This is a genomic window from Enhygromyxa salina (genome assembly GCF_000737335.2).
GTDB classification, from domain to species: Bacteria; Myxococcota_A; Polyangia; order Nannocystales; family Nannocystaceae; genus Plesiocystis; species Plesiocystis salina_C.
The window spans coordinates 51,715-63,956 of the sequence record NZ_JMCC02000004.1; the positions used below are offsets into that span (position 1 = coordinate 51,715).

The 12,242-nt window shown below is 69.6% G+C and carries 9 protein-coding genes; 7 read left to right on the forward strand and 2 right to left on the reverse strand.

Annotation, left to right across the window (positions count from 1 at the left end; all coding sequences use genetic code 11):
• Positions 1–316 precede the first annotated feature (316 nt).
• Together DB30_RS02335 and DB30_RS02340 are read left to right on the forward strand one after the other, a co-directional pair.
• Positions 317–2,473 carry a peptidase domain-containing ABC transporter gene (locus DB30_RS02335; RefSeq protein ID WP_146657878.1) on the forward strand — a complete coding sequence of 719 codons (2,157 nt, stop codon included), beginning with the start codon at positions 317–319 and terminating at the stop codon, positions 2,471–2,473.
• A gap of 1 nt (position 2,474) precedes the next feature.
• Positions 2,475–3,797 (forward strand): beta-barrel domain-containing protein, encoded by a 1,323-nt coding sequence (locus DB30_RS02340; RefSeq protein ID WP_052546304.1) that lies wholly within the window; start codon positions 2,475–2,477, stop codon positions 3,795–3,797.
• A 53-nt stretch (positions 3,798–3,850) separates the two neighbouring features.
• Here the strand turns inward: DB30_RS02340 and DB30_RS02345 are convergent, their stop codons facing one another.
• Complete coding sequence (locus tag DB30_RS02345) at positions 3,851–4,993, reverse strand: glycosyltransferase (protein ID WP_052546305.1); 1,143 nt, start codon at positions 4,991–4,993, stop codon at positions 3,851–3,853.
• Between the two features lie 72 nt (positions 4,994–5,065).
• On the opposite strand from DB30_RS02345, the gene DB30_RS02350 reads away from it, so the two are divergent.
• Complete coding sequence (locus tag DB30_RS02350; protein ID WP_052546306.1) at positions 5,066–7,180, forward strand: B12-binding domain-containing radical SAM protein; 2,115 nt, start codon at positions 5,066–5,068, stop codon at positions 7,178–7,180.
• Between the two features lie 12 nt (positions 7,181–7,192).
• Positions 7,193–8,044, forward strand: a complete 852-nt coding sequence (locus DB30_RS02355) for a radical SAM protein (protein ID WP_052546307.1) — start codon at positions 7,193–7,195, stop codon at positions 8,042–8,044.
• Here the strand turns inward: DB30_RS02355 and DB30_RS02360 are convergent.
• Positions 8,031–9,797 carry a DUF6817 domain-containing protein gene (locus DB30_RS02360; protein WP_052546308.1) on the reverse strand — a complete coding sequence of 589 codons (1,767 nt, stop codon included), beginning with the start codon at positions 9,795–9,797 and terminating at the stop codon, positions 8,031–8,033. The two genes, DB30_RS02355 and DB30_RS02360, sit on opposite strands and share 14 nt — an antisense overlap.
• 101 nt (positions 9,798–9,898) lie before the next feature.
• On the opposite strand from DB30_RS02360, the gene DB30_RS02365 reads away from it, so the two are divergent.
• From DB30_RS02365 to DB30_RS02375, 3 genes are all read left to right on the forward strand, one after another.
• Complete coding sequence (locus DB30_RS02365; protein ID WP_052546309.1) at positions 9,899–10,813, forward strand: cupin-like domain-containing protein; 915 nt, start codon at positions 9,899–9,901, stop codon at positions 10,811–10,813.
• Positions 10,810–11,994 carry a JmjC domain-containing protein gene (locus DB30_RS02370; protein WP_052546310.1) on the forward strand — a complete coding sequence of 395 codons (1,185 nt, stop codon included), beginning with the start codon at positions 10,810–10,812 and terminating at the stop codon, positions 11,992–11,994. Before DB30_RS02365 ends, DB30_RS02370 begins: the two co-directional genes overlap by 4 nt.
• Before the next feature lie 92 nt (positions 11,995–12,086).
• The gene (locus DB30_RS02375) at positions 12,087–12,242 is read left to right on the forward strand and encodes a hypothetical protein (protein ID WP_153258183.1); all 156 of its coding nucleotides are present in this window, start codon (positions 12,087–12,089) and stop codon (positions 12,240–12,242) included.

Below are 12,242 nucleotides of genomic sequence, written 5' to 3' on the forward strand. Positions count from 1 at the left end.
GGACCGGCTTCGATGACGCCGCTGGCTCACTTCGCCCTGGGCCAGTGTTCAGCGCTGCCGTTGGCCTGTTTGGGGACCAAGCCGCGCGGCCGGGATGGAGCGACGGATGCGCGAGCCTGGCTCTGCGGCCCTGGGCTGCGCCAACCTCCGGAGCCGAGATGGGCGCGGGGAAAGGGGGACACGCGGCGTCTGATCTCGCTAGCATCTGGGCCACGGCTGCGAGGCCGGAGGTTCGGCCGTCGCCGAGCGGCGCGTCTCGTCGGGCGAGCTCACGATGGTCGACCGCACGCCAAGCTTCCGCTCTTCGTTTCGCGCCATGCGTCAGCACGACGCGATGGACTGCGGGCCGACTTGCCTGCGGATGATCGCCCGGCACTACGGCTGCGACTGGTCGCTGGGGACCCTGCGCGAGCGCTGTGACATCGCCCGAGACGGGGTCTCGCTCGACGGTGTGGCCGCGGCGGCCGAGTCGATCGGCCTGCGCAGCCTCGCGGTCATGGCGAGCTACGACCAGCTCGCGAGCGCGCTGCCGCTGCCGTGCATCCTCCACTGGAATCAAAACCACTTCGTGGTCGTGGTGGCGGCCGACGAGCGACGCGTCCGCGTGGCCGACCCGGCCGCAGGCCTGGTGATTCTCTCGCGCGAGGAGGTCCTGCGCCGCTGGACCGCGGGCGAGGGCCAGGGCGTCGCGCTGGTGCTCGAGCCAACGCCCGCGTTCTTCACCCACGAAGGCGAGCAGCACGCGACCCGCGGGTTCGCCTCGCGCTGGCCCTACTTTCGCCCCTACCGTCGGCTGATCGTCCAGCTGATGCTCGGGATGAGCGTCGCCAGCTTGCTCGGCCTGGTGTTCCCGTTCTTGACCCAAGCGCTGGTCGACGTCGGCATCGGGACCCGCGACATCGGCTTCGTCTACGCGGTGCTCCTCGCCCAGCTGATGTTGTTCGCCGGGCGCACCGCGATCGAGATGATCCGCGCGTGGATCCTGCTCCACGTCGGCCAGCGCGTGTTCATCGCGATGCTGACCGGCTTCCTCGCCCAGCTGCTGCGGCTGCCGATGAGCTTCTTCGACACCCGCACGCTCGGCGACGTGCTCCAGCGGGTCGCCGACCACGATCGCGTCGAGACCTTCCTGACCGCGGGTCCGCTCGAGATCCTGTTCTCGTTCGTCAACGTCGCGGTGCTCTCGGTCGTGATCGCCATCTATAGCCCGACGGTGCTCGCGGTCTTCCTGATCGGGACCGCGCTCGCGGCCGGTTGGATCGTCGCGCTGATGGGCCGGCGCCAGCGCCTCGATCAGGAGCACTTCGAGCACCGCACCGCCAGCCAAAACGCGCTCGTCGAGCTCGTCGAGGGCATCTCCGAGCTGAAGCTCAACGACTGCGAGCGACGCAAGCGCTGGGACTGGGAGAGGATCCAGGTCCGCCTGTTTCGCGTCAACAAGCGCCGGCTCGCGCTCGAGCAGGTGCAGAGCGCGGGCAGCATGGCGATCAACGAGACCAAGAACATCTTCATCACGTTCATCGCCGCGCGCGAGGTCATCGCGGGCGAGATGACCCTCGGCATGATGCTCGCGCTGTCATGGGTCGTCGGTCAGGTCGCCCGCCCGCTCGAGCGCATGCTGGCCTTCGTGTCCGCGGCCCAGGACGCCAAGTTCAGCATCGATCGCCTCGACGAGATCCACGAGTTCCCCGCGGAGCAGCCGGCGGATCGCCCGGCGCTGCGCGAGCTCGGCAGCGCGCGCTCGCTGGTGGCCGAGGGCGTGTCGTTTCGCTACCCCGGCAGCTCGCGCTGGGTCCTGCACGATGTCGACCTCGAGATCCCTGCCGGCAAGACCACCGCGCTGGTCGGCGCGAGCGGCAGCGGCAAGACTACGCTGCTCAAGCTGCTGCTCGGGTTCTATACCGTCGAAGAAGGCCAGCTGACGGTTGGTTCCCTGGCCCTCGACAACCTCGATCGCGGGTTTTGGCGCCGGCAGTGTGGCGTGGTCATGCAAGATGGTCACATCTTCGCGGACACCATCGCCGGCAACGTCGCCGTCGGCTTCGAGGTCGTCGACGTTCCGCGCCTGCTCGACGCGCTCGAGACCGCCAACTTGCGCGAGTTCGTCGAGAGCCTGCCGCTGGCGTGGAAGACCCGGATCGGCAGCGACGGCGTCGGGCTCAGCCAGGGCCAGCGCCAGCGGATCCTGATCGCGCGGGCGGTCTACGCCGATCCCGAGTTCTTGTTCTTCGACGAGGCGACCTCGGCCCTCGACGCGACCAACGAGCGCCAGATCATGGATCGCCTGCGCGAGTTTCAGCGCGGGCGGACCTCTCTGGTTATCGCCCACCGGCTCAGCACCGTGCGCGACGCCGACCAGATCATCGTCCTCGACCGCGGCAAGGTCGTCGAGCGTGGCACTCACGAGCAGCTCACGGCGCTCGCGGGCACCTACTACCAGCTGGTCAAAAACCAGCTCGAGCTCGGGAGCTGAGATGGCGGACGAGAGCCAGGGTGAGACCTCGGAGCGCACGCGCGAGCGGATCGGTGGGGCGGCGTTCGAGGACTTCATCGGCACCGTCCCCGGGGCGGTGCTGCGCTGGGGCAACACGGTGCTGCTCGCCGTGTTCCTCGCCCTGGTCGTCGCCGCGTGGTTGCTCGAGTATCCCGACGTTGTCGCGGCCCCGGTCACGGTCACGAGCCAGACCCCGCCCGCACCCGTGGTCGCGCGGACCAGCGGACGGCTCGCGCAGCTGTGGGTCGAAGACGGCGAGCTCGTCCAGCGCGGGCAGTGGCTGGCGGTGATCGACAACCCGGCGCGGAGTGAAGATCTCCGCGTCGTCGCCGAGCTGCTCGAGGCCCTCGCCGATCAGCTCGAGGCGCCCGAGCGCTTCGACGCCGCCGCCCACTCGCTCGGCGCCCCGCTCGAGCTCGGCGAGCTCGACGTCGAGTACGCCGAGCTCGTGTCCGCCTGGCTCGAGCTGCGCGCGTTCGTCGACGACCCCTACTTCGACGACAGCGACGCGGGCCTGGTCGATCAGCTCGACACCAGCGACGCGCTCGCGGGCCGGATCCGGCGGCAGCGTGGGGCCCTGGTCGAGGACCTCGAGCAGGCCCGACGCGAGGCCAAAGCCGCGACCCGGCTGGCGGAGGAGGGCGTGGTCGCGAGCCGTGAGGTCGAGGCCGCCGAGGCGACCGTGCGCGCGCGCGAGCGAGCGCTCGAGGCCGCCGACGTCGAGATCCTGCGCAGCAAGATCGATCAGGTCGGCTTTGGTCGCAACCGCGCCGAGCTCGGCTTTCACCTCCGCGACCGTCGCCGCGCGCTGATCCGCGAGGTCCACGACAGCTACGCGAACCTGGCCCGGGCTCACGAGCGCTGGCGTCGCGCCTATCTGCTGGTCGCGCCGACGGCGGGCCGGGTCAGCCTCGCGCGGATCTGGGCCACCCAGCAGTGGGTCAGCGCCGACGAAGCGGTGATCAACGTATTGCCCGAGGCCGAGACCCTCGTCGGCCGCGCGACCATGCCTCAGCTCAACTCCGGCAAGGTCGCTGTTGGTCAGCGCGTGTTGCTCAAGCTCGACGGCTATCCCTACCGCGAGCACGGCGTGGTCGAGGGGCGGGTCGGCTCGGTCTCTGCGGTCGCCAGCGAGGGGGTCTACCTCGTCAACGTGGAGCTGCCCGATGGGCTGCGTACGACGCACGGGCAGACGCTCGAGCTGCGCCACGGGATGGGCGGGACGGCCGAGATCGTGACCGCGGAGCGACGCCTGCTCGAGCGCATGTTCATCCAGCTCTACGGCCTGGTGCGATCGGGTTGAGCTTGTGCTCGCGCCGGTGATCAAGAACCGCTCGACGGTTGTGAGACGATCGCTCACGCGAGCAGCTGGTCGAGGGTTCGTGCGGCTGTGCGCGCGCGGTCGAGCTCTCGAAAGCGCTCGCGCAGCGCCTCGACCCGCTCGTCGAACTCGCCGGCTCGGACCCGCCGCAGCGCGGACCCAAGCTGCTCGACCTGGCCGCGCAGATCGAGCCCGAGACCGTGATACGCGACGCGCCTCGCGTTGTCCGGTTGATCGCGCACAAACGGGGTGACGATCGGCGCGAGGCGCCCGGCGATCGCGTCGCGGATGCCCCCGAGCCCGCCGTGGATGACGGTCGCCCGGGCGCTGCGCATGAGCTCGCGCTGGGCGAACCACTGCCGAAGCTCGACGTTGGGGGGGACCTCGCCCGGCGGCGCGCCGGTGACCAAGAACCGCGTGGACGGGTTGGCCCGGGCCTCGTCGAGCAGCGCGTGCAGCAGCGCTCGGGCAGGCGCCGTCTCGCGGACCCGCGTCGAGCCCAGCGAGACGTACACGGTCTCGGTCTCACCGCGCTCCGCAAGCTGCTTGGCCGCGTCGTAGTCGCGCAGGCACGGTCCGACGTAGTGCGCATGGGCGTCGGTGTAGACCAGCTCGGGCAGCTCGAACTCGCGGGCGCACAGGATCAACGCTGGCCAGCGCGCGAGCGCGGCCTCGAGGTCGTCGGGGGTCAGCTGCAGCAGCTCGATGATCCGCCGCTGCAGGGCCGCCGGCTGCAGCTCGAGGTGCATCTTTGCGAGTGGCCCCGGCTCGGAGCCCATCATGGGCAACGCGAAGATCGCCGGTGCCCCGACCAGCTCGGCGGCGATCGCCGTCTCGAGCCCGAGGAAGGGGTTGGCGATCAGCGCGTCGAGCCGAAGCTGGCGCAGCTGGTCGCGCAGGCCAGGGTCGAGCAGACGCTCGAGGTGGGCGTCGAAGCCCCAGTAGCAAGGAAAGTCGAGCGGGGCCTGTTGCCGAATGGCGCGAATGGTCGCGGCTTCGTAGACACCGTCGAGGACCGACACGTAAGCCGACCGCAAGCTCGGGGGCAGGAGCTGGATGCTCTGCGCCAAACCGATGAACACGACCTCGTGGCCGTGCTCCATCAACTGAAGCCCCAGATCCACGAATGGGATCGTGTGGCCGGCCTCGGTGTCGATGATCAGCCCGATGCGCCGCATTGTCACACTTATACCCTCGTCCCGATCCACGCAGAGCGCGAGGTCGGACCTGCCGCGTGATAGGATGGTCGCGTGAGTGGAGCCGTCGACGCGATCTTTGTGTTCCCGCCGCCCGCGTTGACTTCGCTAGCCTGGCCATACCCGGCGCCGCATCACCTCAGCACCTTCGCCAAGGCCCGCGGGTTTCGGGCGGACGTCCTCGACCTCAACCGCGAGGCCGCGCACGCCTATCTCGACAGCCCGCAGTTCGCCGCGCGCCGAGCCCGGGCGCACGCGACCATTGAGAGGCTTGGTGAGAGGCTTGGTGAGAGACTTGGTGAGCACCACGGCGAGCACCACGGCGAACAAGTTGGCGAGCACGTCGGCGGCAGGGCGAGCCTCGACGAGGATCCGCGCGCGAGCTACCGCCGGGCGGTGTTCGACGCGATGCGCGGTGACTACTTCGCGAGCGCCGACGGCCGCCAGGCGCTGCTCGACGGCTCGCGCGAGACCGACTTCGAGTGGCTGCTCAGCGAGGTGTTCCTCTACCAGGGGCGAGACCTCGCCGCGCCGACCCTCGCCCAGCTGCGGGCCAGCCTCGCCGCCGGGGTCGGGGCCGATCTGCTGGCGATCATCGGCCCGCTGTTGCAGCGCGCGGTGGTTGACCCGCGCCCGCGCCTGGTCGGGTTCTCGATCCCGTTCTCGGCCCAGCTGCTGCCGGCGCTGCTGATCGCCCGCGCGCTCGCCGAGCAGCTGCCCGACACCCACCTGTGCTTCGGGGGTCCGGTCGTCTCGCTGCTCGATCAGCGCTTCGTCGAGGGGCTGCTCGGGTTCGAGTTCCTCGACAGCGTCGTGATCAACGAGGGCGAGCGCGTGGTCTGCCAGATGCTCGAGCGGCTCCGCGTCGACGAGCGCGAGATGGCCGGGATCGACAACGTCGTGCACCGTGGCCCGGCCGGGGTCGAGCTGCGCCGATCGCCGCGCTCGGCCGCGCTGCGCCTGCGCAAAGAGGACCACTTTCGCTATGAGCTGCCCGCCGACCAGCGCGAGTCGACGGTGCTCTCGGTCCTCCACAGCAAGGGCTGCTACTGGGGAAAGTGCACGTTCTGCGACTACATCAACCTCAGCGACGATCCGCGCTATCGCCCGCGCAGCAGCGACGACGTCGCCGACGACCTCGCGTATTTTCGTGATCGGGGCTTTCGCCAGTTCGACCTGATCACCGACGCGCTCCCGCCCCGCCACGCGGCCGAGCTCGGCGCCGCGCTCGGCGAGCGCGGGATCGAAGACATCTCGATCTGGTGCTACGCGTACATCGACGAGCGCTTCACCCTCGAGGTCCTGCGCACGATGATCCGCAGCGCCAAGTGGGCGCTGACGATCGGGATGGAGAGCGCCAACGATCGCCTGCTCGACTACATCGCCAAGGGCTACCGGCGCGCCGACATCGAGCGCTTCTTTGCGACCGTGCGCGAGCTCGACGCGGGCGATCGCCTGCAGCTCGTGGTCAACGTCATCATCGACATTCCCACGACGACGCTCGCCGAGGCCGAAGAGGTGCTCGCGTTTTGTAGCCGCTACACCGACGTGGTCAGCTACTTCAACGTCTCGTACTTCACGCTGACGAGCTCGTCCGAGATGGGCCGCGAGCCGGCGCGCTTCGGGCTCACGATCCTCTACGATCGCAGCCCGACCAGCGACAACGACTCGGCCTCGCACCAACAGGTGAACACCGTCGCGTTCACGGCGGCCGGGGGTTTTGGGACCGAGGATCGGGCTCGCCTGACCCGCGGCTACGGCCAGCTCAACGACGAGATCCGCCGTCGTCGGCAGCTCGGCGGCTGGTACGGCCGGATCCTCGCGGGCGACGTGCCCGCGAGCGCCCGGGTGCGCTTTCATCCGCGCGAGGCCTACGAGGTCCACCCGCTGCCCGCGTCGGTCGGGCGCGGCTGCCTGCTGTGGATCCGCGGTCAGGCCAGCGCCAAGCAGGTCAGCGAAGGGTTCGCGGCGATCTACGCCGCGCTCGCTGGGCGCGAGCTGAGCTTGACCGAGCTCGACGCTGCGCTCGCCGAGCTCGTCGATGACAGCGTCGACGCCCTCGGGGTCGTCCAGCAATGCTGCCGGGCGGGTCTCGTCGCCAGCGTCGAGGGCAGCGTCGACACGGCAATTTTTCTCGGACCCAACGAAGAGCCTCACCCGCGTGCCTGAGCGCGAGCCGTCATGACTTCAGCGCCCTTCCTCCGCGTCGCGTCGGTCGAGTTCAACCTCACCGAGCACTGCAACCTCAGCTGCTATGGCTGCGACCACGCCTCGCCGCTGATGGCCAAGGCGTTCCTGGACCACGCCAGCTTCTGCCGCGATCTCGACGCGCTCGCCGGGGTCATGCGGACCCACGAGCTCAAGCTGCTCGGCGGCGAGCCGCTGCTGCACCCAGACCTGCTCGAGTTCATCGCCACCGCCAAGGCCTCGCCGATCGCCGAGTGCGTGACGGTGGTGACCAACGGGGTGCTGCTCGACCGCGTCCCCGAGCCGTTTTGGGCCTTGATCGATCGGCTGTGGTGGAGCGTGTATCCGGGCGTCAAGTATCGGATGAGCCGGGCGCAGGTCGAGGCCCGGGCCGAGGCCCACGGCTTCGAGCTGTTCGTCAAGGACACCCCGAACATGCGGGTCACGCTGCTCAATCACGCGATCGACGACGACGCGAGCGTGCAGATGATCTACGACAATTGCCCCCAGACCCACGAGTGGTCGTGCCACACGGTCCACGCCGGGCGCTACTACAAGTGCTCACCCGCGCCGTGGATGCAGCCACGCCTGCGCCGATCTGGCGTCGAGTTCGACAACCGCGAGGCCGACTCGATCCCGCTCCACGCCAACCCCAGGCTGCGCGAGCAGCTCGAGGCCTACCTGCGCTCGCCCAAGCCGCTGCAGGCGTGCCGCTATTGCCTGTCAAACTTCGGCCGCGAGGTCCCCGGTCGCCAGCTCAACAAGAAGGGCCTGAGGCTGTGGGTCGAGGAGGACCACCGCGACTGGCTCGATCTCGTCCACCCCGAGTTCATCACGACGGAGTAGGATCTCGCCGCAGCGCGTGGGCCAGGGCCCGCCACTGGGTCTCGCCGTAGCGCTTGTCCCACGCGAGCGGCCAGCTCGCGAGCCGCGACTTGGCGGCGTCGAGCAGCTGCGCGCGCGCAGCCAGGTCCGCGCGGCGATCGGCGAGCAGGGCCTGGAGCAGCCACGGCTCGGCGACCCAGGGGTTGTGCTCGGCGCAGCGAATCAGCGCGGACTGGGCCGCGTCGGCGTCGCGCTGGAGGACCTGGATCGCGACGCGGTAGGCCTCGATCGCCGCGCGCTCGTCGGTCTCGGACAGCCGCGCTGTGCCGCGATCGAAGATCGGCAGCGCGGGGCTGAGCCACGGCGTCGCCAATTGGGTCCAGCGCGAGGCCCGGGCCATCCACGCGCTCGGCATGCCGTCGTCGCCACCGGACTGCTCGGCGAGGTTGGCGATCTCGATCAGCAGCAGCGCGACGACGACCCGGGTCGGGACCCACGCACGCTCGCCCGTGTGGCGGTTGCGGACCGGCGTGGCGGCTGCGGGCAGCTCGTCGAGCGCGTCGAGATCGTCGTGGAGGGCGGGGCGATCGATCGTGCAAAACAAGTGGACCAGCGTCGTCGCTTCGAGGCCGATGGCGCGGGCGAGGGCGCGCTGCTCCCACGGTCGGTAGAGCGCGCGCTCGTAGTAGCTGGTCGCGAGGCAGCTGTGAAACAGGCCCGCGCGACAGACGATCCGCGGCTGTCGCCAATGAACCAGCGCGCGCCAGGTGCCCTCGAGGTGGGCGCGGAAGCTTCCGGTCGCGTGGTCGAGATCGTCGGCGTGGCGGACGACCAGCTCGCGCAGCATCGCGGGCACGTCCGGGTCGAGGCGCTCGAGCGGATCTCGGTGATCGGGGCCCGCGAGCGCGAGCTCGAGCGCCTGCAGCCGCGGCGAGAGTTCGGCCCAGGCCAGGCTCGGCTCGACGCTCGCGGACCGGGTGGACGCGGCGTGAGTCGTTGGATCGGTCGCCGCGCGGGCCGGGCGGCAGCTGCAGGCGATGTGGTGACGCTGGCGCTCACCGGTCCACGCGAGCTCGATGACGGTCTCGTCGGACTCGCGGGCCCGGCCCTCGAGCTCGCGCACGGCGAGCGCCGCCGCGGCGCAGGCGACCATCTGCGCCGCGGCGCTGTCGTCGAGGGTGTGGGTGTGCAGCTGCGGCAGCAGCTCGGGGGCGAGCTGCGCGGGGCTCGGCAGCAGCGCGCTGCGACTGCACGCCAGGCACCCGCGCGAGCCAGGGAACACGCGCGGGCCAAAGCTCAAGGCCTGGGCGCCGACGGTGAGGAACACCAGCGGCGAGCTCCCGCGGGCGGCCGCGCGCTCGATCGCAAGCAGGCGCTCGTGAGACGCACCCTCGAGGCAGCAAAACACCAGGTCGACGTCGAGCTCGAGGCTCGCTGGTTCGGGCTCCGCGTCGGGGCTGGTCAGCACCCGAGCGCCCGCGCGGGCGAGCTCGTCAGCCACGCAGCGGGCGAGCCGTCCGTCACCGAGCACGGCGACGCGAGCGGCGTGCAGGACCCCGCGGCGAGCCCCAACCCAGGGCGCGCTGCCCTCGGCGTGCTGCTTGGCCGACACCTCGAACACCGCTCGCAGATCGGGGTCGAGCTCGGCTTCGGGTCGTCGCAGCGCCCGCCGCAGCGCGTCGGCCGATACCCCTTCGACGACGAGCACGCGATCGTCGAAGACGAGGTAGCAGACCCCGTCAATGGAGCAGACTTGCAAGGTGGGATCGAGCATGTGCCGACGACGAGAGTCGACCGAGAGTAGCGGAGAAGCACCGATCGTCGTCGTCGAGTTTGACTCTCCCGACTCGATGCTCGATCATCCGATCAGCTGGCATGCGAGCGTTTCGTGAAACCCGCGCGGTCTCGATCCTCGACATCGAGCAAGCTGGCGAGCGACACGAAGCGTTCGCCGTCGCGGGCGAGCCCTACGTCGTCGAGGTCTCGCGCCGCGACAAAGCGGCGCTGGAATTCGCCCACCTCGAGGCCTGGCTGCGTGACTGGCGAGAAGAGTGCTGGGTCAGCCCGAGCGGCGCCTTCTTGTACCTCAACGACGCGCGCCTCGATCCCCACCGCGCGCCGTCGGAGCGCTCGCAGCCCGAGGGTCGCTACCACTCGTTCGTGCTCCCGCTGCCCGAGATCATCGATCGGATCACCAACCCGGGCGCGCGGGCGCCCCTCGTCGCGGCCGGTGAGGTCGTCTATTGGTATTGCGGTCGGGTCCACGCTGAGCTCCGCGCCCAGCTCGGGTCACTGCCCGCGCCAATGGACGGCTGCGAAGATCAGGGCGCTTGGCTGTCGCAAGCCGGCGCGATCACGACGCTGCACTACGACCAGACCCCGGGTTTCCTGGTCCAGCTCCAGGGTCGCAAGCGGGTCGTGCTCGCGCCGATCACCGCCGATCTCTACCCCTTCCCGGTCACCGACTGGCGCACGCGCAGCTCCCAGGTCATCGACCTGCCGGGCGTCGACCTCGAGCAGTATCCCAACTTCGCGCGCTCGCACTGCTGGGAGGTCGAGCTCGAGCCGGGGCAGGTGCTGTTCGTGCCCAACCCGATCTGGCACTGGGTCGAGAGCCTCGAGGCCTCGCTCAGCCTCACGCTCAAGCAGCGGGCGCCCGCGCTGGCGGCGACGTGGCGGAGCATCGAGTATGCGTTTGGCGACGAGGCGTACCTGCGCCAGCTATCGGCCCCGCAGCGCGCCGCGGTCCTGGCGATCTTCGAGCGCGACTACCTCGGATCGCTGCGATGAGCACCCGCGGCGTGTTCGGGGTCGATCCCGCCGCCCCCGGCTGGCCGACGCAGGTCGTTCGCGCCGACTGCCAAGACGACCCCATGTTCGCCGAGCTCGCCGCGCTGCTGCCCGACGTCGAGGCCGTGTGTGCGTTGTTCGAGCGCCAGACTCCCGCCGCGCGCGTGTCGGTCTGGCACACCGACGGCCAGCGGATGCAGGGCGCACAAAAGCTCGAGCCGCGGGCTGCCCTCGCTGCCCACCGCGCTGGCGCGACGCTGTATTTCCACGAATGTCACCGAGTCATTCCCGCGCTCGGGCGATATCTCAACTGCGTCCGCGAGGCCGTCGGGGACTTCATGCCCTCGGCGTCACGGGTCGAGATCTTCGCGGGTGTGCGAGGCTCCGGGGCACATCTGCACTTTGATCGTGACTGCGGCCTCAACGTGCAACTGCACGGCGAGAAGCGCTGGCAGATCCACCCGCCAACGAACACCAACGTGATCGAGTGGCGCGACCCTGTCTGGCAGCGCTTCGCGTGGCGACCCGACGGGACCGCGCGGGATCCCCAGGTCGAGCCGAGTCCCACGCTCGGACCGTCCGACGCCGTCGAGACCGTGGTCGCCGGCCAGTCCCTGTGGCTCCCGCGCGGCCTGTGGCACACCACCCAGGTCAGCTCGGAGCGCAGCCTCGCGCTCGTGTTCGTGATCAGCCCGGCGAGCTTGGCCGCCCGGCTCTCGTCGCTGATCGAGTGGGAGATCGTTCGCGACCCGCGACTGCGGGAGCTGTGCTTTGCGAGCCTTGCGCACGCTTCGCTCGCCGATCTCCGCGCCCTCGGTCCAAGGATCGCACAGCTGATCACTTGTCTCGCGGTCGACCAACTGGTGTATGGGCCGTTCCCCGATGCGCTGGCGGGGTCGTGGGCGCTTCACGAAGACGTAACATTGAGCGTGGACTCTGATGGTAGGTTCCACATCCGTAGTGGCGGCGATCATATGAGCTATTCAATCGGTTCCGCCATTGAGGACTTGCCGTGGTTTGATCGCCTGCTCGAGCGCCTGACACAAACCCAGTCGTCAGGTCCGGCCCCGGTCGGCGCGCTGCTCTGGGACTGTCCCGATTCGCTCTGGCCCTGGCTCGAGGACTTGTTCGCGGCCCTGTCCGAGGCCGGGGTCCTCGAGCGGGTCCAAGGCGAGGTCTGAGACGAGAAATGCCTTGCGCGCTAGTTTGGCAGTCGAGTAGCCTGCAAATCGAAATTGCCCAGATAGCAGGCACGAGGATAGAGGGAACGAAAATGACGAACGACAACAAGCCCAAACGCAAGCTGAACATCAAAGACCTCGAGATCCGTGAGCTCGATCGCGAGACCATGGAGAAGCTAAAGGGCGGTAAGGTCGAGGCCGGTTGGTCGCGCTCTGGCAACCACGGCTCCGTGGGCGTCGACCGCTAG